Origin of the sequence: Brevundimonas vesicularis, assembly GCF_027886425.1 — a bacterium.
Taxonomy (GTDB): Bacteria; Pseudomonadota; Alphaproteobacteria; order Caulobacterales; family Caulobacteraceae; genus Brevundimonas; species Brevundimonas vesicularis_C.
The window spans coordinates 400,257-423,019 of sequence record NZ_CP115671.1; the positions used below are offsets into that span (position 1 = coordinate 400,257).

At 68.0% G+C, this 22,763-nt stretch carries 22 protein-coding genes; 9 read left to right on the forward strand and 13 right to left on the reverse strand.

Annotated features, from left to right (window positions below; genetic code table 11):
- Positions 1-219: 219 nt before the first annotated feature.
- Positions 220-525 (forward strand): UrcA family protein, encoded by a 306-nt coding sequence (locus tag PFY01_RS01940; protein WP_194943585.1) that lies wholly within the window; start codon positions 220-222, stop codon positions 523-525.
- On the opposite strand, the gene PFY01_RS01945 is transcribed toward PFY01_RS01940, so the two are convergent.
- The 5 genes from PFY01_RS01945 to PFY01_RS01965 form a co-directional block, all read right to left on the reverse strand.
- Positions 522-1,019 (reverse strand): GNAT family N-acetyltransferase, encoded by a 498-nt coding sequence (locus tag PFY01_RS01945; RefSeq protein ID WP_271042204.1) that lies wholly within the window; start codon positions 1,017-1,019, stop codon positions 522-524. The genes PFY01_RS01940 and PFY01_RS01945 overlap by 4 nt on opposite strands.
- Positions 1,019-1,453, reverse strand: a complete 435-nt coding sequence (locus tag PFY01_RS01950) for a DUF1178 family protein (RefSeq protein ID WP_271042205.1) — start codon at positions 1,451-1,453, stop codon at positions 1,019-1,021. Before PFY01_RS01950 ends, PFY01_RS01945 begins: the two co-directional genes overlap by 1 nt.
- A gap of 6 nt (positions 1,454-1,459) precedes the next feature.
- The gene (locus tag PFY01_RS01955) at positions 1,460-2,299 is read right to left on the reverse strand and encodes a carbon-nitrogen hydrolase family protein (protein WP_271042206.1); all 840 of its coding nucleotides are present in this window, start codon (positions 2,297-2,299) and stop codon (positions 1,460-1,462) included.
- Positions 2,300-2,302: 3 nt separating this feature from the next.
- Positions 2,303-2,560 carry a glutaredoxin 3 gene (grxC, locus tag PFY01_RS01960; RefSeq protein ID WP_055755096.1) on the reverse strand — a complete coding sequence of 86 codons (258 nt, stop codon included), beginning with the start codon at positions 2,558-2,560 and terminating at the stop codon, positions 2,303-2,305.
- Between the two features lie 72 nt (positions 2,561-2,632).
- Positions 2,633-3,427 carry a ComF family protein gene (locus PFY01_RS01965; protein WP_271042207.1) on the reverse strand — a complete coding sequence of 265 codons (795 nt, stop codon included), beginning with the start codon at positions 3,425-3,427 and terminating at the stop codon, positions 2,633-2,635.
- Between PFY01_RS01965 and PFY01_RS01970 the strand changes: the two genes are divergently transcribed.
- Positions 3,426-4,328, forward strand: a complete 903-nt coding sequence (locus PFY01_RS01970) for a class I SAM-dependent methyltransferase (protein WP_271042208.1) — start codon at positions 3,426-3,428, stop codon at positions 4,326-4,328. The two genes, PFY01_RS01965 and PFY01_RS01970, sit on opposite strands and share 2 nt — an antisense overlap.
- Here PFY01_RS01970 and PFY01_RS01975 read toward each other — a convergent pair.
- From PFY01_RS01975 to PFY01_RS01990, 4 genes are read right to left on the reverse strand one after another with little or no spacing between them, the layout of a single operon-like run.
- On the reverse strand, positions 4,325-4,513 hold the full coding sequence (locus tag PFY01_RS01975; RefSeq protein WP_039246696.1) for a Flp family type IVb pilin: 189 nt from the start codon (positions 4,511-4,513) through the stop codon (positions 4,325-4,327). The genes PFY01_RS01970 and PFY01_RS01975 overlap by 4 nt on opposite strands.
- A 25-nt stretch (positions 4,514-4,538) precedes the next feature.
- The gene (locus tag PFY01_RS01980) at positions 4,539-4,952 is read right to left on the reverse strand and encodes a (deoxy)nucleoside triphosphate pyrophosphohydrolase (RefSeq protein WP_091751939.1); all 414 of its coding nucleotides are present in this window, start codon (positions 4,950-4,952) and stop codon (positions 4,539-4,541) included.
- Entirely contained in the window at positions 4,949-6,343 is a 1,395-nt protein-coding gene (gene argJ, locus PFY01_RS01985) for a bifunctional glutamate N-acetyltransferase/amino-acid acetyltransferase ArgJ (RefSeq protein ID WP_017505367.1), read from the reverse strand. Before argJ ends, PFY01_RS01980 begins: the two co-directional genes overlap by 4 nt.
- Position 6,344: 1 nt before the next feature.
- Positions 6,345-7,241: a peptidylprolyl isomerase gene (locus PFY01_RS01990; protein WP_271042209.1), complete on the reverse strand. Its 897-nt coding sequence runs from the start codon at positions 7,239-7,241 to the stop codon at positions 6,345-6,347.
- 244 nt (positions 7,242-7,485) lie between these two features.
- On the opposite strand from PFY01_RS01990, the gene secA reads away from it, so the two are divergent.
- Together secA and PFY01_RS02000 are read left to right on the forward strand one after the other, a co-directional pair.
- On the forward strand, positions 7,486-10,335 hold the full coding sequence (secA, locus tag PFY01_RS01995) for a preprotein translocase subunit SecA (protein WP_271042210.1): 2,850 nt from the start codon (positions 7,486-7,488) through the stop codon (positions 10,333-10,335).
- An 83-nt stretch (positions 10,336-10,418) separates the two neighbouring features.
- Entirely contained in the window at positions 10,419-11,579 is a 1,161-nt protein-coding gene (locus PFY01_RS02000; RefSeq protein ID WP_271042211.1) for an aminotransferase class V-fold PLP-dependent enzyme, read from the forward strand.
- Here the strand turns inward: PFY01_RS02000 and PFY01_RS02005 are convergent, their stop codons facing one another.
- Entirely contained in the window at positions 11,580-12,476 is an 897-nt protein-coding gene (locus PFY01_RS02005; RefSeq protein ID WP_271042212.1) for a hypothetical protein, read from the reverse strand. It abuts the gene before it with no gap.
- A 438-nt stretch (positions 12,477-12,914) separates the two neighbouring features.
- On the opposite strand from PFY01_RS02005, the gene PFY01_RS02010 reads away from it, so the two are divergent.
- Together PFY01_RS02010 and PFY01_RS02015 are read left to right on the forward strand one after the other, a co-directional pair.
- Positions 12,915-17,771: an NAD-glutamate dehydrogenase gene (locus tag PFY01_RS02010; protein ID WP_271042213.1), complete on the forward strand. Its 4,857-nt coding sequence runs from the start codon at positions 12,915-12,917 to the stop codon at positions 17,769-17,771.
- Between the two features lie 73 nt (positions 17,772-17,844).
- Complete coding sequence (locus PFY01_RS02015; RefSeq protein ID WP_017505361.1) at positions 17,845-18,312, forward strand: universal stress protein; 468 nt, start codon at positions 17,845-17,847, stop codon at positions 18,310-18,312.
- Here PFY01_RS02015 and PFY01_RS02020 read toward each other — a convergent pair.
- The gene (locus PFY01_RS02020) at positions 18,309-18,776 is read right to left on the reverse strand and encodes a MarR family winged helix-turn-helix transcriptional regulator (protein WP_271042214.1); all 468 of its coding nucleotides are present in this window, start codon (positions 18,774-18,776) and stop codon (positions 18,309-18,311) included. The two genes, PFY01_RS02015 and PFY01_RS02020, sit on opposite strands and share 4 nt — an antisense overlap.
- 119 nt (positions 18,777-18,895) lie before the next feature.
- Here PFY01_RS02020 and PFY01_RS02025 point away from each other — a divergent pair, with 119 nt between their 5' ends.
- Positions 18,896-19,321, forward strand: coding sequence for an organic hydroperoxide resistance protein (locus PFY01_RS02025; protein ID WP_091751964.1), 426 nt, complete (start codon positions 18,896-18,898; stop codon positions 19,319-19,321).
- Here PFY01_RS02025 and PFY01_RS02030 read toward each other — a convergent pair.
- Both PFY01_RS02030 and timA read right to left on the reverse strand, forming a co-directional pair.
- Complete coding sequence (locus tag PFY01_RS02030) at positions 19,318-20,442, reverse strand: MltA domain-containing protein (RefSeq protein WP_271042215.1); 1,125 nt, start codon at positions 20,440-20,442, stop codon at positions 19,318-19,320. The genes PFY01_RS02025 and PFY01_RS02030 overlap by 4 nt on opposite strands.
- Positions 20,442-21,080: a TIM44-related membrane protein TimA gene (timA, locus tag PFY01_RS02035; protein WP_271043010.1), complete on the reverse strand. Its 639-nt coding sequence runs from the start codon at positions 21,078-21,080 to the stop codon at positions 20,442-20,444. Before timA ends, PFY01_RS02030 begins: the two co-directional genes overlap by 1 nt.
- Positions 21,081-21,278: 198 nt before the next feature.
- Here timA and secB point away from each other — a divergent pair, with 198 nt between their 5' ends.
- Positions 21,279-21,791, forward strand: a complete 513-nt coding sequence (gene secB, locus PFY01_RS02040) for a protein-export chaperone SecB (RefSeq protein ID WP_017505358.1) — start codon at positions 21,279-21,281, stop codon at positions 21,789-21,791.
- Between the two features lie 9 nt (positions 21,792-21,800).
- Complete coding sequence (locus tag PFY01_RS02045; protein WP_271042216.1) at positions 21,801-22,751, forward strand: DMT family transporter; 951 nt, start codon at positions 21,801-21,803, stop codon at positions 22,749-22,751.
- The last annotated feature ends 12 nt before the right edge of the window (positions 22,752-22,763 follow it).

Here is a 22,763-nt window from a genome sequence, read left to right on the forward strand (position 1 = left end):
AAGGCGCGGCCGGCATACGGGCGGCCGCTGGTCATGAAAAGGCATGCGGGAGGCGCGCGCCTCTTACAGGCATGTGGACAGAAAGACCAGAGCGGGCGTTCGCCGCGCTGATCGCCGCCTTACCGATATTTCATCCCCGACGCCGCATCCGACGCCGCTGACGGACGACTCCTTCCCACGAGGGGCCTGACGCAGGCCTATTTCGAAGGGGAGATGACGATGGGTTTGATGATCGCAGCCGCGCTTGCCGCCGCCTTGGCCGCGGGCCAGGCGCCGGACATGCATGTGGATGCCGAGGGGCTGAACATGGCCCGACCCGGCGAGGCCATGATCCTGGCCGGCCGCATCCGCGCCGCCAGCCGTGACTGGTGCGCCGTCCATCGCGCCGTCCTGACACCCGACAGCCTTGGCGACGCCAGCGTCTGTGAGCGTGAAATGAGACGCCGGGCCTATGTCGCCCTGCCCCGTCCTCAACGCATCCACTTCGTGCGCGCGGGCGGCCAGACCGCGCTCAATCGGCGCTAGAGCGGTCGCAGCATATAGCGGGCGTCGGCGCCGTAGCTGGCCAGTTTGGCCGCCATGGCCTCGGCGGGTTGCTCGACGAAACCGTGTCGCGACCAGAAGCCGACAGCGTCATTGACCGCGACCAGGGCGATGGCGGGCCAGCCGTCTTCCGTCGCCTGTTCGACCAGTCGCTCGACGATGGCGCCAGTCACGCTCCCGCCCCGCGCCTCGGGGTGCAGGGCCAGATCGTGCAGATAGATCAAATCCGGCTGAGCCGGCAGGCCCTCGATCACCGTGTTCAGCGGCGGCGCGCTCTCGGATTTCCACGGATAGGCGATCAGATAGCCCCGCGCGGCGCCGTCGCCCTCCCCCAGCACGAAACAGCCGCGCGGATACAGCGCCAGCCGGTTTTCGAAACAGGCGCGATCCTCGAAATGGTCGGGAAACGACAGCCGCGCCACCTCCACCACCGCATCGATGTCCGTAGGCCGCATGGGCCGCCATTGCAGGGTCATCAGTTCACCTTGGACGGGTCTGGCGGCGCGTCAGGCAGGGCGGATACCGGAACACCGTCGTCCTTCAGCTTCTTCACCTCGGCGGGCGTGGCCTCGCCATAGATTTCGCGCTTCTCGGATCGGCCCTCGTGGATGTCGCGCGCCTCGCGGGCGAAGGTGTCGCCGACGTAGTCGAAGTTGGCCTCGACATGGGCGCGGACCTCTCGGGCGGCGGCCATCATCATCGTCTGCATCTTGGCGGCGACGTCAGAGGCGGGATCGGCCTTGCGGGCGCCGCTGACGGCCGGGGCCATGATCGCCTTTTCGACCGCGTGCGAACCGCAGAACGGGCATTCCACCAGCCCCCGCGCCGCCTGATCGTCATAGTCGGTCGAGGAGCCGAACCAGGCTTCGAAGGCGTGGGCCTGGTCGCATTTCAGGGCGTAGCGGATCATGGGGCGTCAAATAGCGGGCAGGAAATCGCGATCGTGGGTCAGGCTGGGCACGGCGGCGCGCGCCCTGGCCACGGCCTCCATGTCCAGTTTCGCACGCACGATGCAAGGCTCGTCGTGATCCGCCTTGGCGATGATCTCGCCCCACGGGCCGACGACGGTGGATCGCCCCCAGGTGCGGCGACCGTCCTCGTGCCGTCCGCCCTGCGCCGGAGCCAGGACGAACGCCCCCGTCTCGATGGCGCGGGCGCGTAGCAGGGTCTCCCAATGCGCCTCGCCTGTCGGGGCGGTGAAGGCGGCCGGGACGGCGATCATCGACGCCCCGGCCTTGGCCAGCTGGCGATACAGGTGGGGAAAGCGGATGTCGTAGCAGATGGTCAGGCCCAGCCGACCCCAGGGCGTGTCGGCCACCGCCGCCCCGTCGCCGGGCCGCACCGTCGCGCTTTCGCGATAGGTCTCGCCATTGGGCAGGTTCACGTCGAAGACATGCAGCTTGTCGTATCGGGCCATGATCCCGCCCGACGCATCGATCAGCAGCGATCGATTGGCGGCGCGGCGGTCTCCCGCCTGGCCTGACCGGACGATGGCCGAACCGATCAGCAGCCAGACGCCCAGTTCCGCCGCCAGACGACGCAGACCCAGAACGACGACGTCCTCGTCCTCAGTCGTGATCGCCGCATCACGCCGGTCGCGGCGTTGCTCCAGGACATTAGTCCCTTCGGGCGTCAGGACGAACTTCGCCCCGCCCGACGCCGCCTCGCGGATCAGAGGCTCGACATGGGCCAGCGCCGCTCGCGCCGTCGCCGGCGTGCGCGTCTGGATCAGGGCGATGTCGAGCCCGCTGCTCATGGATCAGGCGGCCAGAAGTCCGTCCAGCTTGCCGTCGCGATCCAGCGCGTGGATGTCGTCGGAACCGCCGACGTGCTGGCCGTCGATGAAGATCTGCGGGAAGGTCATGCGGCCGCCTGACTTCTCGACCATCTCGGCCTTCTTGTCGGGATCGTTGGACGCGACGATCTCGGTATAGTCCACGCCCTTCTTCTTCAGCAGCGACATGGCGCTGAAGCAGTAGGGGCAGCCAGGCTTGGTATAGATGACGACGTCGGCCAAGTTCAGATCTCCAGCATAAAATCCAGCGCCCTCACGCAGCGAGCCGTCGCGCGGCGAGCGATAGGGCGCTCTTCACATAGTCAGTTCACGGGCGTTTCGCACCCGCGCGATGACGGCGAGATCCACGGCGCGCGCTCCGGCGTCGATCAGGGCGCGCGCGCAGGCCTCTCCGGTCGCGCCCGTGGTCAACACATCGTCGATCAGAAGGATGCGTCTTCCCCGGATCCGACGCCGGCCAACCTCGGTCACAGCGAAGGCCTTCTTGACGTTCAGCCGCCGCCCGCGCCGGCTCTTGCCCCCCTGGCTGGTCGTGTGGCTCGTGCGGACCAGCGCGTCGGGCAAATAGTCGCGGCCGGCGTGCCGGGCCAGCGGCCGGGCGATTTCGGCCGCCTGATTGAACCGCCGCGACAACAGGCGGAACCGATGCAGCGGCACGGGCAGGATCACGTCCGCGTCTTCGACCAGGTCGGCGGCGGCCCGCCCGATCCAGCGCGCGAACAGGGGCGCGAACTGCTGCTGGTCCCCGTGCTTGAACCTCAGGATCAGACCGCGCGACGCCTCGTCATACAGGCAAGCCGCGCGCGCTCTCTCGAACGCATAGGGCTTGGCGATACAGGCGGCGCAGCGATCCTCGGCGAAGGCGCCGCCGTCAAAGTCGAAGGCCGCCCCGCAGCCGTCGCAGACCGGCGCTTCCAGAAATTTGATCCGGCTCCAGGCGTCGGGCGTCAGGCCGGCCGCAGCCGTCGCCTCTCGGCTGTCATGCGCCATCGGCGGCAGGATCAGGTCGGCCAGTCCCCGCCCCGCTCCACGCAAGTGACGGCCCGCCCCTTCCCAGGCGCGCCGCCAGCCCCCATCCTGTGCGTCCATGACCGCCCCCCAATCCCCTTCCGAAGGCCCCCCGCGCATCTTCGACGCCGTTCGACGTCGGGCGCGGCTGGCGCGGTCCGCCGCCCGGTTCCCACAAGCCGACTTCCTGCACGCCCGCGCCGCCGCCAACGCCGCCGAGAGCCTGGAAGCCATACTGCGCGATTTTCCCGTTGCGGTCGATCTGTCCGCTCATCCAGGCGTGTTCGATGCGGCGGTTCGGTCCAGCGACGCCGCCGGCCGCGTCGGTCCCGTCCAGACGCCAGTCTCCCTGGCCCAGCGTGCGGCGCCGGGGGCGGACGCGCTGCCGCTGGCCGACGCCTCAACCGATCTGATCGTCTCCCTTTTGACCCTTCACTGGGCCAATGATCTGCCGGGCGCCCTGGCCCAGATCCGGCGCGCGTTGAAACCGGACGGCCTGTTCATCGGCACGCTGTTCGGCGCGGGCACGCTGAAAGAGCTACGCGCCGTCCTGACCGAGGTCGAACTGGAAGAGCGCGGCGGCGCCCAGGCGCGCGTTTCGCCCTTCGCTGACGGCTATGACGGGGCGGCCCTGCTGCAGCGCGCCGGGTTCGCCCTGCCGGTGTCGGACGTGGACCGCTTCACCGTCCGCTACCCCGACCTGTTCGCCCTGATCCGCGACCTGCGCGCCATGGGCGAGACCAATGTCCTGCACGGACCTGTTCGGCCGTTGAGCCGCCGTATCGTGACGCGCGCCGCCGCCCTCTATGCCGAGCGACACGGTCTCGACGACGGCCGCATACCGGCGACGTTCGAGATCATCCATCTGGCCGGCTGGAAACCCCACGACAGCCAGCAGAAGCCCCTGCCGCCCGGCTCGGCCAAGACGCGGCTGGCCGATGCCCTGGGCGTCAAGGAAATGACGGGCGAAGAGCCGGACTAGCTGATCGCGGCCTGTATGGCGGCGCTCAGCTTGTTCACCGTCGCGGCCAGGCCGCCGTTCTGGCTGTTCGCCAAGGCGCTGATCGAAGTCACGATCGCCAGGAAGATCAGGGCGCAGAGCAGCCCGTATTCGATGGCTGTGGCCCCGCTCTCATTGCGCAGGAACCGGCCGATAAGACGTCGCATGGCCGGCCTCCCTGGTCGGCGGTGGTCAGAGCAGGTCGCGCAACCAGGCGACCAGAGGTTCGTCCGCCGGCGGCATGGGATAGTCCGAAAGTTTGCTCGGCTTCACCCAGGCCAGGCCGTCGTGTTCACGCGCCGTGACCACGCCGTCCCACCGTCGGCACAGATACAATGGCATCAACAGGTGAAACGAATCGTAAGCGTGACTGGCGAAAACGAACGGCGACAGACAGTTTTCGCTGACGTCGATGCCCAGCTCTTCCTTCAGCTCGCGGATCAGGGCCTGTTCAGGCCGCTCTCCGGGCTCGACCTTGCCGCCCGGAAACTCCCACAGACCGGCCAGCTTCTTGCCTTCGGGACGCTTCGCGATCAGCACCCGCCCATCCACATCGATCAGGGCGACGGCGACGACCAGGACGGTGGGAAGCGACGCAGCGGTCACGAGCGATAGTCGCCGTTGATCTCGATGTAGCCCTTAGTCAGATCGCAGGTCCACACGGTCGCCGACGCCCGGCCCGAACCCACGTCGACGGTGATGTCGATTTCGGGGTTCTTCATATAGGCGGTCATCTTGGCCTCGTCGTAGGTTGGGGACGGGGCGCCGTCGACGGCGGCCTGATGAGGGCCGAACTTGATGGCCAAGCGGTCGCGATCGACCGGTTCCTCGGTCTTGCCCACCGCCATGACGACCCGGCCCCAGTTGGCGTCCTGACCGGCGATGGCGGTCTTGACCAGCGGACTGTCGGCGATCGACTTGGCCAGCTTGCGGGCCGAGGCCGGGCTAGCGGCGCCGTCCACCGTCACCTTGACGAACTTGGTCGCGCCTTCGCCGTCACGCACCAGCTGGTGCGCCAGGTCCAGCATGACTTTGTCCAGGGCGGCCGAGAAGCTCTTCAGCCGGCGATCGCCGACCCGCCCGATGCGCGGCGCGCCGGACGTCCCGGTGGCGAACAGCAGGGCCGTGTCGTTGGTCGAGGTGTCGCCGTCCACCGTCACGCTGTTGAAGGTGGTGCGGACATGCAGGCCCAGCAGCGCCTGCAGCACGTTCGGATGGATGTCCGCATCGGTGACGATGAAGGCCAGCATGGTCGCCATGTCCGGCGCGATCATGCCCGATCCCTTGGCGATGCCGGCGATCCGGACCTTGTAGCCCTCGATCTCCGCCTCGGCGTAGGAGCCCTTGGGGAAGGTGTCGGTGGTCATGATGCCGCGACCCGCCCGGGCCCAGGCGTCCGCCTCCAGTCCGTTCTCGATCTCGGGCAGTTTGGCGACGATCTTCTTGTCGTCCAGCACCACCCCGATCACGCCGGTCGAGGCCAGCATGACGTCACGCTGGCGACAGCCGAACCGTTTGGCGACCTCCGAGGCCGTGCGCCGCGCCGCGTCGGCGCCGGCCTTGCCGGTGAAGGCGTTGGCGCAGCCGGCGTTGATCACCAGGGCGCGCACATCCTTGCCGCCGTCGGCCCCGGCCAGATGCTTCTTGCACCAATCGACGGGCGCCGACCCGATCTTGTGGCGGGTGAAGACCCCGGCGCAGCTGGTCCCGCGCGCGAACCGGAACACCACCAGATCGTCGCGCTCATGCTTGTAGAAGCCGGCGCGCGCGGTCGCGATCTCGACTCCGCCGATCGGCGGAATGGTCGGGAACGGCACGGCCAGGGGCGAGATGGCCAAGCCGGGCTTGCCGGCGGCGGCCGGCGCAGGCGCGGCGGCCGGCGCGGCATCCGATCCCGGCGTGCGGGTGGCGCGCTTCAATGCCGTGGCGAACGGATCCAGCGCCTTTTCGAACGCATGCTCGATCTTCTGGCCGGTCGTGGAGGGAGGCTTGGTCATGTCAGGCGCCCGGAGGAGCGGAAGGAGCAGGCGATGCGGGCGGCGTCTGCGCGGGCAGGCGGACATCGACCTTGGCCTTGCCACGCAATTGTTCCAGCAACTGTCGCACGCCCTCATAGGTCAGATAGCGCACGATCTGCGGTCGGGCCTGTTCCAGCGTCGGCGGGTTTTCCTTGCGCCGGTCCTCAACCCTCAGAACGGCCCAGCCGCCCTCGGTCTGGAAGGGCCCGACGGTCGCACCGGCCGGCTTGTCGCGCAGGGCGTCGGCATAGGCTTGGGGCATCACGTCCAGCGTCGAGTAGCCCAGATCACCGCCGGAAAACCGCGTCGCCTCGTCGATCGACCGCTCCGCCGCGACCGCTTCGAAGCCGGCGCCCTGGCCCAGAATGCCGATCACGGCGTCCGCCTCGGGCTTGGTGCGCGACAGGATCAGCCGCACGCGGATCTCTTCCGAGGTCTTCGCCAGCCGCAGCTGCTCATTATAAAGGGTCTGCACCGCCTGGTCCGAGACGGCCTTGTTGACCACGCTCTCGACCAGCATGTCGCCCAGGATGCGTTCGCGCGTCGCTTCCAGACGCCGCTGCGCCAGGGGCGAGGAGTCCAGCCGCCGCCGCTGCGCCTCTCCGGCCAACAGCTTTTGGTCGATCACCTCGTCGAGCACCCGGCGGAAGAGATCCGACGTCGTATCCAGCGCCTCGTCCTCGCCGATCAAACCTTGGGCCACCGCCTCGCGCTTCACGTCCGAGGCCCAGATGGTCTCGTCCTGGACCGTGGCCACGGCCTGGTCCCCCTGTTCGGGCGGCCGGTTGTCGCCGCCGCGCGAACAGGCGGCGGTCGAAAGCGCCGCCGTCAGCAAGGCCGCCGTCAGAATGCGTGAAGATCGCCGGAAGGGGGTCAAGGGGGCGCTCCGTCGAAGGCGGCCGAAAGCCCCTCGCGTTGACAGGGGTTAGGCCGGTGCTTAAGTCCCGCCTGCGCCCAAGTCGAGGGGTTTTGATCGTCTGCGCGGCCCTTCGCGCGCGCCTGATGCGGCGCTCCGGGGCTGCGGTCGGTCAGGGCCTCTCTCACGGCGTCCGTATCGCCGCCCCTCACGGGATTTCAGAGCCGCTCAGCTCGCAGACGCTCGACCGCTTACCGGATCCAATATGCTCGGCTTCGCCAAGAAACTTTTCGGCTCTTCCAACGACCGCAAGGTCAAGGCCTTCCAGGACCACGCCCAGCGCATCAATGCGCTGGAGCCCAAGTTCGCCGCCCTGTCCGATGACGAACTGCGGATGATGACCGACGCCTTCCGCGATCGGCTGGCGAACGGCGAGACCCTGGACAAGATCCTGCCCGAAGCCTTCGCGGTCGTGCGCGAAGCCTCCAAGCGCGTGCTGGGCCAGCGTCAGTACGACGTTCAGCTGGCCGGCGGCATGATCCTGCATGAAGGCGGCATCGCCGAAATGCGGACCGGTGAAGGCAAGACCCTGGTCGCCGTGGCGCCGGTCTATCTGAACGCTCTGCCCGGCAAGGGCGTGCACGTCATCACCGTCAACGACTACCTGGCCCGCCGCGACGCCGAGACGATGGGCAAGGTCTATCGCTTCCTCGGTCTTGAGGTCGGCGTCATCGTCAACGGCCTCAGCCAGGGCCAGCGCCAGCAGGCCTACAACGCCGACGTCACCTACGGCACCAACAACGAGTTCGGCTTCGACTATCTGCGCGACAACCTGGTCTATGACCGGCGCGAGATGGTGCAGCGTCCGCACAACTTCGCCATCGTCGACGAGGTCGACTCCATCCTGATCGACGAGGCGCGCACGCCTCTGATCATCTCAGGCCCGACCGAGGACCGTTCGGATCTCTACAAAATCCTCGACGGCCTGATTAAAGATCTGATCAAGGACAAGGACACCTTCGAGCTCGACGAGAAGCAGAAGCAGGTCCTGCTGACCGAGCTGGGCTCCGAGCGGATGGAAGAGGCCCTGGAGGCCGGCGGTCACTTCGCCGCCGACACCACCGGCCTGTACGACGCCGCCAACATCAGCCTGGTTCACCACGCCAACCAGGCCCTGCGGGCCAACACCCTGTATCAGCGTGACAAGGACTATATCATCAAGGGCGGCGAGATCGTCCTGATCGACGAGTTCACCGGCCGCATGATGACCGGACGCCGCCTGTCCGAAGGCCTGCACCAGGCTATCGAGGCCAAGGAAGACGTCAAGATCCAGCCCGAGAACCAGACCCTGGCCTCGGTGACGATCCAGAACTACTTCCGCCTGTACGAAAAGCTGTCGGGCATGACCGGCACGGCTGCGACCGAGGCCCAGGAATTCGGCGACATCTACAAGATGGACGTGCTGGAAGTGCCGACCAACCGGCCGATCCAGCGAAAGGACTATGACGACGAGGTCTATCGGACCCACGCCGAGAAGAACCAGGCCATCGCGCGCCAGATCGCCGAATGCCACCTCGCCGGCCAGCCGATCCTGGTCGGCACCGTATCGATCGAGCGTTCGGAACAGCTGTCGGACCTGCTGAGCCGCTTCGAATACAAGGTCGAGACCTCGCGCACGCTGAAGCCGGAATATGCGGGCAAGGCCAAGGAAGCCGAGAAGATCGGCGACGCCGCCTATGACATCACCTACGAGACCAAGCTGCGTGGCATTCCGCACAGCGTCCTGAACGCGCGCCAGCACGAGCAAGAAGCCTATATCGTCGCCGACGCCGGCCTGCCGGGCGTGGTGACTATCGCCACCAACATGGCCGGCCGCGGCACCGACATTCAGCTCGGGGGCAACCTCGAGATGAAGATGCAGAAGTGGCTGCTGGAACAGCGCAACATGGCCGTCGAGGTCACGCCGGAAATGGAAGCGGCCAAGGAGGCCGAGTTCAAGGCCGAGATCGCCGTCCAGAAGAAGATCGCGCTGGAGGCGGGCGGCCTGTTCGTCTTGGGCACCGAGCGCCACGAAAGCCGCCGCATCGACAACCAGCTGCGCGGCCGCACCGGCCGTCAGGGCGACCCCGGCACCTCGAAATTCTATCTGTCCTGCGAGGACGACCTGCTGCGCATTTTCGCCGGCGACCGCCTCGACTCGATCATGAAGACCTTCGGCGTGGCGGAGGGCGAGGCCATCACCCATCCCTGGCTGAACCGCGCCATCGAGACCGCCCAGAAGCGCGTCGAGACCCGCAACTACGACATCCGCAAGAACCTGCTGAAATACGACGACGTCGTGAACGACCAGCGCAAGGCCGTGTTCGAACAGCGTCAGGAGTTCATGGACTCCGAGGATCTGTCCGAACTGGTCGGCGACTTCCGCCGCGACGTCGTGTCCGACCTGGTCGAACGCTACATGCCGCCCAAGGCCTATGCCGAACAGTGGGACATCGACGGCCTGGACGAAAAGGTCCGCTCGACCCTGGGGCTGGAGCTGCCGCTGCACGACTGGGCAGCCGAGGAAGGCGTGTCGAACGAGGAGATCGAGGAGCGGCTGCTGGCCGCCGCCGACGCCCGCGCCGCCGAACGCCTGGAACAGATCGGCGCCGACCAGACGCGCGGTCTGGAAAAGCAGTTCATGCTGCAGATGATCGACATGCAGTGGCGCGAGCACCTGGTCCATCTGGACCATCTGCGCGGCGTCATCGGCCTGCGCGGCTATGGCCAGCGCGACCCGCTAAACGAATACAAGACCGAAGCCTTCTCGCTGTTCGAGAACCTGCTCTACGACCTGCGCCACAACGTCACCCGCTGGCTGATGACGGTCGAGTTCCGCTTCCAGGCGCCGCCCGAACTGCCCGAGTTCCAGGAAATCCACCTGAACCCCGGCACCGGTGAGAACGAGATGGCCGATCCATCGGCGCAGAACCCCGAAGGCACGTTGATCGGCGACGACCGCTCGAAACTGCCCGTCGAGGCCCTGCCGCCCGGCTGGGAAATGACCGGCCGCAACTCCCCCTGCCCCTGCGGCTCGGGCCGCAAGTTCAAACACTGTCACGGGGCTCTCGTTTAAGAGGCGCGCTACCCGCAGCGCTATCGCTCGCCGCGCGGCGGCTCGCTGCTTGAGCGCTGGGTGAGATGTCCTAAAGAAGAGGGATGACCTACAAGTCCCTCTTCTCCCGCGCCCTGTCAGCGGCGCCCGGTCGGCTGCATTTCGCCGCGCACAGCCATCACCTGTGGCCCGACGCCAGTTTCGAGGCGCAGCAGCAGACCTGGCTTGACGCCAACTTGCATGCCGACCACAAGTGGGATCTCGTCTTCGGTCAGGTGATCCCCGAGGCCCAGGCCCATGTCGCGGCCGAGCTGGCACTGCCCTCGCCCGACAGCATCGTCTTTTCGTCCAACACCCACGACTTCCTGCTGCGCCTGTTTTCGGGCGTGGAGACCAAGCCGGTCCGCATTCTGGCGACCGACGGCGAATTTCACTCCTTCCGTCGTCAGGCCGAGCGGTGGGAAGAGGTCGGGGCGGCGGTGGTCACGCGCATTCCGCTGGCGCCGTTCGACACCTTCGCCGACCGCTTCATCGCCGAGGCGTCCAGGGGCGGTTACGACTGGATCGTGGTCAGCCAGGTGTTCTTCCGCACCGGGGGCCTGTTCGACCGGATCGAGGAGCTTGCCGCCCTGGCGAGACCCGAAGGGCCTTGGGTGCTGATCGACGGCTATCACGGCTTCATGGCGACCCCGACCGACCTGTCGGCGGTGGCGGACCGGGTCTTCTATGTCTCCGGCGGCTACAAATACGCCATGTCGGGCGAGGGCGTCTGCTTTCTGCACGCCCCGCCCGGCTTCTGCCCGCGTCCTGTCGTCACCGGCTGGTTCGCGGAGTTCGGCGACCTGTCGGGGCCTCCCGGCGGCGTCCAATACCGCAGCGACGGCGGTCGCTTCTGGGGCGCCACCTTCGACTGCACCCCGCTGTATCGCTTCAACGCCGTGCGCCGAATGCTGGATCAGCAGGGGCTTAAGACCGCCGCCATTGCCGCCCATGCGCGCGATCTCGCGACCAGGTTCCAGCAGGCCGTTCAATCTGGACAGGCCGGGGTGTTGTCGCAGGCCGAAATCCTCAATCCGCTCGAGAGCGACGCGTCGCGCGCCCGTTTCCTCGCCCTGCGTCATCCCGACGCCCAGGCCTGGTGCGCGGGTTTGCGGGTAGCGAACATCGTCACCGATGTGCGCGAGGACGTCATCCGCTTCGGCTTCGGCCTGTATCAGGACGCCGAGGACGTCGACCGCCTGATCGCGGCCTGCCGATCCCTCTGATCAGTAGAAGGTCGTGTCGTCCTGCTTGCTGGGCGCCGGGGCCGTGCGCGGCGGCGTCCTCGGTTGGTTCGATGCGGGCGGGCTCGCCGGTCGCACTTGAGGCGAGGGCGGCGTCGGCGTGGTGCCGCCCGTCGGCGCATTGACCGGAGGGATCACCGGCAGGTCCGGATAGGGCATGGCCGAGGGGCGAGCGTCCTGCGCCGGCGCCGCTTCTTCGGGCGCGATTAATCCCGTGTCGGACTGGCCCAACCGGTCGGGCGCGCCGACATCGTCGCGGATGAAGGCCCAGGCCTGTCGGTCCGAGCAGCCGCAGGCCTTCAGGAAGCCCTGCTTGTCACGCCAAAGGATCAGCGGATAGCTGATGTCGACGCCGGACTCCTTGAGCAGCTGGCTCAGCCGTTCGTTGAAGCGACGGCCGGCCTCCACCACGGCGGTGCGCGCCAGATTGCCGTCCGCCTGCGGCACGCCGGCGGCGGTCCAGCTGTTGGCCGGCGTCGCCATCCAGCGTTGATACAGCGGCCAGTCGCGCGTCAGCCACAGCTCCGCGACAGTCGCCCGCTCCGCCGCCGTCGATTGCGCCGCGCCTTCCAGATCGGGGCGGGCGAACAGGATGTAGCGCGTCTCGATCCCCGCCGCCTTCAGCTTGGGCGCCTCGTCGCGCGCGTAACGCAGGGCCGAGGCGCTGTCGCGATAGGTGACGATATAAAGGGCCTGTCCCCCGCTGCCGTCCGACACCCAGGACGCCTCGTCCAGCAGTTGCTGCACCTCGGCCTGATTGCGGCTGATCGTGACCGGCTGGAACCGCGAATAGAAGTTCCAATAGGCCCAGTATCCGGCGCCGGCGAGCAGCAGGCCGACCACGGCCGCCACGATCGAACCCATCAAAAAGCGACGCATGTAATCGGGTGCTCCAGCTTCACCGTTGACCCCTCCTAACGCATAGCATCGGAATCCGTTGTCGCGGCCTTCGGATCGACCATCCGGGGCGCCAAAATGTCGCGAAAGATTCCGCCCGATCCGCTCTTGAACGGCGCAGGCGGCTTCCCATTTCCGATTTCGACGCTGCGGGACACTCCCCCTCCGAACCGCAGCGAAGCGAAGCCGGCGCCCTCCCCTCCCCTCGAGGCGCCGCTCGCGCAGGCCGCCGGACTCCCCCAGTCCGGCGGCTTTCTGCTTTGTGGCGCTGCACAATAATTCCAACCTGATCACTGATCATTACAATGAACGGTCTCCGGGGGCTTCCCGAGCGACCGGACCTGGCCTAGTCAGCGGGGGTGGCGCCCCGTCGCGCCGCATCCCTTGCGGCCCTGCCGCGTCGTTCGAGACTGCTCGTCCATGACCGCCCACGATCTGCGCCAACCCGTTCAGCCGATCACCAAGGCCGCGCTGGAGGCGGCCTTCGCCAAGATCGTGGGGACCGGGCCCGGCGCAGTCGAACAGACGTATCTGACCCAGGCGCACGAAGACTATTCCGCCGATGAGACGCCTGAGCTGAGCGGCGAGGATCTGGCCGCCCTGCTCGCCGCCTCCTGGACCGCCGCCAAGTCCTATCCGACCGACGCGGCCGCTCCCGCCATCACGGTCGGCCCGTTGCACGGCGCGTCTGACAAGGTGCTGGATTACGATCTGGTGCGCATCGTCCAGTCCGACGCTCCCTTCCTGGTCGACAGCGTCATGGGCGCCCTGGCCGAGGCCGCCGTGTCCGTGCGCGCCCTGTTCCACCCGGTGGTCGAGCTGGACGGCCGCCGCCTATCGATCATCATGCTGGTCATCGACAGCGTGCCTCAGGAGCGTCGCGACGCCCTGGGCGAAGGCCTGGCCCAGAGCCTGTCGGATGTGCACGCCGCCGTCGCCGATCATGACGCCATGACGTCTCTGATGCGCCAGGCCGTACAGCGACTGGAAGAGACCCCGCCCCCGGTCGATCCCGCCGTCCTGGCCGAGAACATCGCCTTCCTGAAATGGCTGAAGAGCGACCATTTCGTCTTCCTGGGCGCGCGCGACTACGACTATCCGCTGAACGCCGACGGCGACTATGAGGCCGAGGCGCCGCTGGGCCTGTCCACCGACGGCCTGGGCATTCTGGCAGATCCCGAGCGCACCGTGCTGCGTCGCGCGTCGGAACCTGCCGTCCTGACGCGCCAGATGCGCCGCCAACTGGACCTCAGCGAACCGGTGACGGTGGCCAAGGCCAACGCCCGCTCGCGCGTCCACCGCCGCGCCTACATGGACTATGTCGGGGTCAAGCGTTACGGCCCGGACGGCAAGGCGACGGGCGAGACCCGTTTCGTCGGCCTGTTCACGTCGGAAGCCTACGACCAGCTGACGACCGAAGTGCCTCTGCTGCGTCGCAAGGTGGCCAACGCCCTGGCCCGCGCCGACAAGGCGCCCGGCAGCCACAATGAGAAACGCCTCAAGAACATCCTTGAGAATTATCCGCGCGACGAGCTGTTCCAGGTCAGCGAGGACGAGCTGCTGTCCATCGCCCTTGGCATCCTTCACCTCTACGACCGGCCGCGCATCCGTCTGTTCTCGCGCCAGGATCCGTTCGACCGCTTCGTCTCGGTCCTGTGCTTCATCCCGCGCGAGAAGTTCGATTCCGCCGTGCGCGAACGCATCGGCCAGATCATCGCCCGCGCCTGGGGCGGCCGCATCTCGGCCTGGTATCCGGAGCTGTCCGACGCGCCCTTGGTGCGCATCCACTACATCATCGGCGTCGAGCCCGGCGCCCACCCGATCCCGGACGCCGCCCAGCTGGAAGCCGACGTCGCCGAGGCCGGTCGCGGCTGGGTCGATCGTTTCGAAGGCGCCCTGCGCCGCTCGGGCGTCGAGGAAGTCGCCGTCGGTCCGCTGAGCGCCCAGTGGGCCAAGGCTTTCGGCGCCGCCTATCGCGATCGCTATGACGCCGACGAGGCCTCGACCGACCTGCAGTATGTGAACCGGCTGAACGAGACCGGTCTGCCGGGCGAAGGCAAGGCCGTCGCCGTGCGCGCCTTCCGCACGCCGGACGACAGCCGCCTGCAGTTCCGCTTCAAGCTCTATCGTCGCGGCCCCGCCGTTCCCCTGTCCGACGTCCTGCCGATCCTGGCCGATATGGGTCTGAAGACGCTGGAGGAATACGGCTATCCGATCCGCCCGCTGGGCGAGGAGGAGATCCACGTCCACGAGTTCCTGATGGAGGATCCGCGCGGCGAGGCGCTGGTCTTCGATGACGTGAAAGGCCCGTTCGAGGACGCCTTCGCCGCGGTCTGGACCGGCCGCAATGAAAGCGACGGCTTCAACCGCCTGGTGATCGAACTGGGCGTGGAATGGCGCGACGCCGCCCTGATCCGCACCCTGGCCCACTATCGCCAGCAGACGGGCCTGGACCCCTCCCAAACGGTGCAGGAAGAGGCGCTGCGCGAATATCCCGACGTGGCGCGCGCCCTGCTGTCGCTGTTCAAGGCCAAGTTCGCGCCCGAAGGGGGCTGGGCTGACGACCGTGCGCCGGCTGTCGCCGAGCTGGACGCCAAGATCGTCACTCTGCTGCAGGACGTGAAGAGCCTCGATCACGACCGGGCCCTGCGCCGCATCGCCGCCCTGATCGGCGCGATCAAGCGCACCAACTATTTCCAGCTGGACGCCGACGGTCAACCCAAGCCGCACATCTCGATCAAGATCGCCTCGCGCGAGCTGGACGACCTGCCGCTGCCCAAACCCTATCGCGAAATCTTCGTCTGGGCGCCGCACGTCGAGGGCGTGCACCTGCGCTTTGGTCCCGTCGCGCGCGGCGGTCTGCGCTGGTCGGACCGTCGCGACGACTTCCGCACCGAGGTCCTGGGCCTGGTCAAGGCGCAGCAAGTGAAGAACGCGGTCATCGTGCCGGTCGGCTCCAAGGGCGGCTTCTATCCCAAGCAACTGCCCCGCACGACGGACCGCGAGGCCATCCAGGGCGAGGCCATCCGCGCCTATCGCACCTTCCTGTCCGGCCTTCTGGATATTACCGACAACATCGCCGCCGACGGTTCGGTGACCCATCCGGCCAATGTCATCGCCTGGGAGGGCGACGACCCCTATCTGGTCGTGGCCGCCGACAAGGGCACGGCGACCTTCTCCGACATCGCCAACGGCGTCTCGGCCTCCTACGGCTTCTGGCTGGGCGACGCCTTCGCCTCGGGCGGCTCCATCGGCTATGACCACAAGGCCATGGGCATCACCGCGCGCGGCGCGTGGGAGGCGGTCAAGCGCCACTTCCGCGAAATGGGCAAGGACATCCAGACGCAGCCCTTCACCATGGTCGGCGTCGGCGACATGTCCGGCGACGTCTTCGGCAACGGCGCGCTTCTGTCAAAGGCGACGCGCCTGGTCGCCGCCTTCGATCACCGCGACATCTTCATTGATCCGAACCCGGATCATGTGACCAGCTGGACCGAGCGCAAGCGTCTGTTCGACCTGCCGCGCTCGTCCTGGCAGGACTACGACAAGGCCCTGATCTCCGAAGGCGGCGGCGTCTTCTCGCGCTCGGCCAAGTCGATCCAGCTGACGCCCCAGATCAAGGCGGCCCTGGACATCGCCGAGGACGAACTGGACCCGGTCAGCCTGATCCGCGCCATCCTGAAGGCGCCGGTCGAGCTGCTCTATCTGGGCGGCATCGGCACCTATGTGAAATCGGCGGCCGAAACCGACGCCCAGGTCGGGGACAAGGGCACCGACGCCCTGCGCATCAACGCCGACGAACTGCGGGTCAAGGTGGTGGGCGAGGGCGCAAACCTCGGCTTCACCCAGGCGGGACGCATCGCCTTCGGCCAGGCCGGCGGCCGCATCAACACCGACGCCATCGACAACTCCGCCGGGGTCGACACCTCCGACCACGAGGTCAACATCAAGATCCTGGTCGGCTCGGCCGTGACCAACGGCGTCCTGCCGGCCGAGGAGCGCACGCTGCTTCTGGCCTCCATGACCGACGAGGTCGGCCTGAAGGTGCTGGCTCACAACTACGACCAGACCCTGGCCCTGACCCTGCAACAGGCCGAAGGCGTCGGCGCCCTGGACGCCCAGCAGCGGTTCATGCAGAGCCTGTCGGCGCGCGGAAAGCTCGACCGCAAGGTCGAGGGCCTGCCCAACGACGCCCGCGTCAAGGAGCTGATGACGGCGGGCATTCCGCTGGCCCGGCCCGAACTGGCCGTCCTGATGGCCTACGCCAAGCTGGAGCTGTCGGACGACATCGTCGCCTCCCAGGCGCCCGAGGATCCCTTCTTCGAACAGATACTGGTCCGCTACTTCCCCGAGGCCCTGGCCCGGTTCGAACCGGAGATGAAGAGCCACCGTCTGCGGCGCGAGATCATCGCCACGGTCATGGCCAACGAAGTCGTCAACATGTGCGGCCCGACCTTCCCCGACCGCCTGCGCGGCTCGGCGGAATGCGACACCACCGCCCTGATCATCGCCTTCGAGGCGGCGCGCCGCGTCTTCCGCCTGGACGAGGCCTGGGACGCCGTGTCGGCCCTGGACCTGAAAATCTCGGCCGAGGCCCAGATCGCCCTCTATCAGGAAATCGCCGTCGTCCTGCGTCGTCAGACCTTCTGGTTGGCCCGCCGCGCCAAGGGCGGTCTGTCGGTTCAGGCCTTGATCGACCGCTATCGTCCGATCGCCGACGCCTTGCAGGCCGAGGGCGCGCCGGTCCTGTCGCGCTTCGAACAGGGGCGTCTGGATGCGCGCGTCAAACGCTTCGCCGACCACGGCGCGCCTGAGGATCTGACCCGCAGCATCGCCATCATGCGCCCCCTCGTCGCCGCCTCCGACATCGGGGATCTGGCGCAGGAGGCGAACTGGCCGGTCGCAGCCATGGCGCGCCTGTATCACCAGGTCGGCGCCGCCTTCGATTTCGACCGTCTGCGCGCCGCCGCCGGCTCCATTCCGTCTGCTGATCATTTCGATCGTCTCGCCGTCCGTCGTCTGATCGAGGATCTGATGAACGAGCAGGCGGCCCTGACCCGCGCCGTCGCCCGCGCCTCCGATCCGTCGGTCGGCGTCAGCGAGGACGCGGCGGAGGCCGCCGTGGACGCCTGGATCGGCTCCAAACAGGCGACGGTCGAGGGCGTGCGCGCTTCGGTGGATGAGATCGAACAGTCCGGCTCGGGCTGGACCTTCGCCAAACTGACGATCGCCAACGCGACGATCCGCGATCTGGCGACGGCGGCGGTGAATGGCTGAGCCGTGCGTCTTCGCTTGACGAAGCCGTCGTCACACGGCCTCTTCAGCCGCTGACCAGGCTGGGGAGGCCGCAATGCCGAGAAAGTTCCTCGTCGTCGTCGACGACAGTCCGGAGTTCGAGGCCGCCCTGCGGTTCGCCTCGCGCCGGGCGAAATCGACGGGCGGGCGCGTGGTCATGCTGCGCGTCCTGCCGACCGACAGCGACGCCCACTGGTCGGGCGTTCGCGAGGAAATCGAACGCCAGCAGCGCCAGGAGGCGGAAATCCTGCTCAACCGCCTGGGCGAGGAGGCGCAGACTCGCTCCGGCGCCGCGCCGGTCTTCCTGATCGAAAAGGGCGAAGCCCAGGCCGCGATCAAGAAGGTCGTCGCCGCCGACCCTGACATCAAGATCCTGGTGCTGGCCGCCGGAACCAGCTCGCGCGGCCCCGGCCCGCTGGTCTCGGCCATCATCAAACAGGGCGCGCAGATCGGCGGCCGAAAACTGCCCGTCACCATCGTCCCCGGCGAACTGACCGAAGACGAGATCGAAGACCTGGCCTAGCCCTCGGCCGGCGGCTGGGCGGCCCGCAGCTTGTCGCGCAGCGCCCCCAGGCCTTGGCGCAGGTCGGTCATGGCTGCGGGCGTCATTTCGGTGGCGTCCAGTACCGATTGCGGCAGGCAGGCGGCCTCGACAGCCAACGCCCGTCCTGCGTCGGTCAGGCTGACGCGCACCACCCGCTCATCCGCCCTGTCGCGCGCCCGCGTCACCAGCCCGGCCGCCTCCAGCCGTTTGATCAGAGGGGTCAGGGTATTGGATTCCAGAAACAGCTGCTCGCCCAGCCGGCCGACCGTCTGTTCGTCCTCACGCCAGAGCAGGGCCATGGCCAGGAACTGCGGATAGGTCAGGCCCATCCGGTCCAGGAGCGGCTTGTAGAACCGGTTGAACGCCAGGTTCGCCGAATAGGCGGCGAAACACAGCATGTCATCGACGGCCATGGCGGCGGGGGAGGGGGCGGGTGAGGTCATAGGCTGATAATAATCGCACGCGATACAATCGCAAGCTTGACGCCTCCAGCTCTGCTCACTAAATGACTCCACGCGACTAAATCGCGCACGATATTTATGATCTCCCGGAGCTGATCCCCATGTCCATCAACACCCTGTACCGCACCACCGCCGTCGCCACGGGCGGCCGCGACGGCCGCGCCGCCACCACCGACGGCGCTCTGGATGTCGCCCTGGGCACGCCCAAGGAGCTGGGCGGCGCCGGCGTCGGCAACAACCCCGAACAGCTGTTCGCGGCTGGCTATGCCGCCTGCTTCCTCGGCGCCATGAAGTTCGTCGCCTCTCAGGGCGGTCACGCTAAGGTGCCTGCCGACGCCGCCGTCAACGCCACGGTCGGCATCGGTCCGCGCAGCGACAAGGGCTTCGGCCTGGAGGTGGCGCTGGAGGTCAGCCTGCCGGGCGTGGATCGCGCCGAGGCCGAAGCCCTGGTCGCCGAGGCGGATACCGTCTGCCCCTATTCGCACGCCACGCGGGGCAATATCGCGGTGACCCTGACCGTCGCTTAACCCTTCGGGACCAGGCGCCACATCCGCAAGGGGTGGCGCACGGTCCCGGCCTCGGCCCCCGCGCGGTCGCCGCGACCCATATAGAGGTCGGCGCGCACCGGTCCGCGAATGGCCGATCCCGTGTCCAGCGCCATGGCCAGACCGCGATAGCTGGCCGTGGCGCCGCGCAGATTGCCTCCGTCGGCCTCCAGCCAGACCAGTTCGCCATAGCGCCAGTGCGCCGGATCGACCGCGATGGCCCGCCGCTCGGTCAGGGGCACGCCCGCCGCCCCCGCCGGGTGGCCGTCATCGTCCGGGTCCAGCCGGAAGAAGATGTAGCGTGGGTTCAGCGCCATGACCGCCTGCGCCTCATAGCCCCTATGGCTGGCCAACCAGTCCCGGATCGCATCGCCGGAGGTGCCGTTCTGCGGCAACAATCCCTGCTGCGCCATCGGTCGGGCGATGCCCACGAACGGCTTGCCGTTGTCGGCGGCATAGGCGGCGCGGCCGCGCGTGCCGTCCTCGAACGTCAGATAGCCCGACCCCTGGATCTGCAGAAAGAACAGGTCCTCGGCCCGCATCCAGGCCAAGGCCTGCTCGGGTCGTGCGGCGGATTCGATATAGGCGCGGTCGCCGGCCGCGCGTGGATTGGCGGGCTTGGGCAGGACGGGGGCCGAGAACTCGGCGTCCGGCCGTCGCCGCGCTGGATATTCGGGCGCGAAATAGGAGGTCAGCAGGCCCGGTCGCCCGTCCGGCGTCTGGGCCGGGATCGCGCTGAAGCTGGCCTCGAAGAAGGCGCGCGCCTGCGACGGCGTGATCGTCATTGTCGTCGCCATGGCCTTGGCGCGTCCGCAGACCCGGCGGGCGGCCTCGTCACGCGCCGCGCCGCACCCGTCCACATAGGCCCGGAAGGCGGCCAGATGGTCCTCCTGGCTCCAGCCCGGCAGCACGGCGGGGCTCAGGGCGTCGGACGGCGCGGGAAGCGGGGTCGGATTGGGCGATGGCGTATAGGGGATCGGCCCTGTCTGCAGCCCTGTCGTCCCCGTCGCGCCCGTCGGCGTCATCGGCCCGGTCGAACAGGCGGCGACAGCCAGGGCGGCCGTCAGCGTCGCCAGCGCGCCCGACCGGCCGCGAACCGCCATCAGGCGTTGGCCGGCTCGACGCGCGCCAGGACCCAGTTCGGGTCCGCCGCGCCTAGGGTGCGTTCGAACGTCCAGTGTTCGGCCGTGCGGCGTTCCTCCACCAGCGGCTCGCCCGTTGTCGCGTCCGCCGTTTCGCCCGAGGCCTTGGTCACCCGACTGCGCAGTTCGGCCAGGAAGCGCACCTTGGCCACGGCCTTGTCGCCCTCGGCGACCGCGCCTTCCAGATCGGCCCGGGGCGGATACAGGAACTCGACGGTCTCGGTCTCGCCACGCGTCTCGCGCGCTGCGATGCCGGCCTCGAACGAGGCGAAGACGTTCGGCTTCAGCAACGGCTTCAGCGCGGCCCGGTCGCCGGCGGCGTAGCCGCGAACGATGGTCTCATAGGCCTGGCGCGCGCCGTCCAAGAAACGGGCGGGGTCGAACGCCGGATCGCGCGCCTTCAGGCTGGCGATCGAGGCCAGGGTCGCCGGGTCGATCGCCGCGATCTTGGGCGTCTCGGCCTGGGCCGGGCCGGGCGGCGCGATCTTGGCGTCTTCCTGCGGCTGACGGCCCACCCGCTTGCCCAGCACATTGTAGAGCTGGAACAGCACAAAGGCTGCGATGAAGGCGAAGATGACGACCTGGAACTGAACCGGCATGTTCAAGGGGAGATTCCTGTAGCGAACGACGGGTGCGCCAAACACTTAGTCTGGCGTGATTACGGGCTCATATAGGGTGAGGCAAGGCGAAGCGCGCCCCCAATCGCGCGCGCGACGTTGCGGCCAAGCGTCCCGGCATGGTAGTCGCGGCGCCTCATTCCGGCCTCATCGGCCCCAAACTGCGCCAAAGACCGTTTCATGACCGACGCCGCTCCTCCCGCCGAACAGCCGCAACAAGGCGACGCCCAGCAGGGCCAGCCCGCCGGTCCCGGCTTCCGCATCCTGGCGCAATACGTCCGCGACTTCTCGTTCGAGAACCCGCGCGCCCCTGAATCCCTGCGCATCGACGGCAAGCCCGCAATCGACCTGGGCGTCGAAATGGCCGCCCAGGGCCGCCCCGACGGCTTGTTCGAACTGGATCTGAAGCTGTCGATCAAGGCGACCCACGAAAACCAGCCCGTCTTCCACGTCGAACTGGTCTATGGCGGCCTGTTCCAGCTGGCCAATGTCCAGGAGCAGGACATCGAGCCGCTGCTGCTGATCGAATGCCCGCGCTATCTGTTCCCGTTCGCGCGCGAGATCATCTCGGGCGCAACGGCCGATGGCGGCTTCTATCCCCCGTTCCAGCTGGACCCGATCGACTTCGCCGCCATCTACATCGCGCGCCAGCAGCAGATCGCCCAGCAGCCGGTCGAAACCGGCCAGGCCTAAGCGCGCGACATGGTCGCCGCCGCGCGGCCTTCGCCTGATCCATCGAAAGCTGCGGGCGAGGACGTCGTCCACGGCATTCTTCTGCGCATCGCCGCCGCCGGCTGTTTTTCGATCATGACGGCGACGTTGAAGCTGGCGTCGCAGGACGGTGTCGCGGCGCCGGAAATGCTATTCTACCGCGCCTTCTTCGGCCTGCCGGTGGTGCTGGCCTGGGTGCTGACCCAGCCGGGCGGCCTCTCGGCCCTGTCGACGCGCCGCCCCCTGGCCCATCTGGGACGCAGCGCCCTGGGCGTCGCGGCCATCCTGTGCCTGTTCCAGACGCTGACGCTGCTGCCCCTCGCCGACGCGACGACCCTCAGCTTCACTGCCCCGATCTTCGCCACCATCCTGTCCTTCTTCGTGCTGAAGGAGGCGGTCGGCCCGCGCCGCTGGGCCGCCGTTGCGGTCGGTTTCATCGGCGTGATCGTGGTCATGCGACCGGGCGTCGGCCATTCGGTCCTGCCGCTGGCGGGCGTGGCCTTCGCCCTGATCGGGGCGGTGCTGACGGCCGGCGTGACCATCACCCTGCGCCAGCTGCGCGACACCGAACACGTCGCCGCCATCGTCTTCTGGTTCTTCGTGGCCTGTTCGGTCGTGGGGGCGATCCTGCTGCCCTTCGTCGGCCATTGGCACGCGCTCGGCACCTTCGGCCTGCTGATCGGATCGGGCATCGCCGGCGGCTTGGCCCAGCTGTTCATGACCGCCTCGCTGCAAAAGGCCCCGGTCGCCGTGGTCGCGCCCTTCGACTATCTCCAGATCGTCGGCGCCATCGTCTTCGGCTGGTGGCTGATGGCCGCGACGCCCACCCTCACCACCCTGGCCGGCGCCGCCCTGATCGCCAGCAGCGGCCTCTACACCGCCTGGCGCGAACACATCCGCCGCAAGGCCAGCCTCATCCAGCCGACCGCGCCGTTGGTATAATTGAATGCTCGG

Bases quoted from the DNA above. Each gene is read 5' to 3' on its own strand.
- PFY01_RS01940 (WP_194943585.1), top strand. From the start codon at position 220: ATGGGTTTGATGATCGCAGCCGCGCTTGCCGCCGCCTTGGCCGCGGGC.
- PFY01_RS01945 (WP_271042204.1), bottom strand. From the start codon at position 1,019: ATGACCCTGCAATGGCGGCCCATGCGGCCTACGGACATCGATGCGGTG.
- PFY01_RS01950 (WP_271042205.1), bottom strand. From the start codon at position 1,453: ATGATCCGCTACGCCCTGAAATGCGACCAGGCCCACGCCTTCGAAGCC.
- PFY01_RS01955 (WP_271042206.1), bottom strand. From the start codon at position 2,299: ATGAGCAGCGGGCTCGACATCGCCCTGATCCAGACGCGCACGCCGGCG.
- PFY01_RS01970 (WP_271042208.1), top strand. From the start codon at position 3,426: ATGACCGCCCCCCAATCCCCTTCCGAAGGCCCCCCGCGCATCTTCGAC.
- PFY01_RS01965 (WP_271042207.1), bottom strand. From the start codon at position 3,427: ATGGACGCACAGGATGGGGGCTGGCGGCGCGCCTGGGAAGGGGCGGGC.
- PFY01_RS01975 (WP_039246696.1), bottom strand. From the start codon at position 4,513: ATGCGACGTCTTATCGGCCGGTTCCTGCGCAATGAGAGCGGGGCCACA.
- argJ (WP_017505367.1), bottom strand. From the start codon at position 6,343: ATGACCAAGCCTCCCTCCACGACCGGCCAGAAGATCGAGCATGCGTTC.
- secA (WP_271042210.1), top strand. From the start codon at position 7,486: ATGCTCGGCTTCGCCAAGAAACTTTTCGGCTCTTCCAACGACCGCAAG.
- PFY01_RS02000 (WP_271042211.1), top strand. From the start codon at position 10,419: ATGACCTACAAGTCCCTCTTCTCCCGCGCCCTGTCAGCGGCGCCCGGT.
- PFY01_RS02005 (WP_271042212.1), bottom strand. From the start codon at position 12,476: ATGCGTCGCTTTTTGATGGGTTCGATCGTGGCGGCCGTGGTCGGCCTG.
- PFY01_RS02010 (WP_271042213.1), top strand. From the start codon at position 12,915: ATGACCGCCCACGATCTGCGCCAACCCGTTCAGCCGATCACCAAGGCC.
- PFY01_RS02015 (WP_017505361.1), top strand. From the start codon at position 17,845: ATGCCGAGAAAGTTCCTCGTCGTCGTCGACGACAGTCCGGAGTTCGAG.
- PFY01_RS02020 (WP_271042214.1), bottom strand. From the start codon at position 18,776: ATGACCTCACCCGCCCCCTCCCCCGCCGCCATGGCCGTCGATGACATG.
- PFY01_RS02025 (WP_091751964.1), top strand. From the start codon at position 18,896: ATGTCCATCAACACCCTGTACCGCACCACCGCCGTCGCCACGGGCGGC.
- PFY01_RS02030 (WP_271042215.1), bottom strand. From the start codon at position 20,442: ATGGCGGTTCGCGGCCGGTCGGGCGCGCTGGCGACGCTGACGGCCGCC.
- timA (WP_271043010.1), bottom strand. From the start codon at position 21,080: ATGCCGGTTCAGTTCCAGGTCGTCATCTTCGCCTTCATCGCAGCCTTT.
- secB (WP_017505358.1), top strand. From the start codon at position 21,279: ATGACCGACGCCGCTCCTCCCGCCGAACAGCCGCAACAAGGCGACGCC.
- PFY01_RS02045 (WP_271042216.1), top strand. From the start codon at position 21,801: ATGGTCGCCGCCGCGCGGCCTTCGCCTGATCCATCGAAAGCTGCGGGC.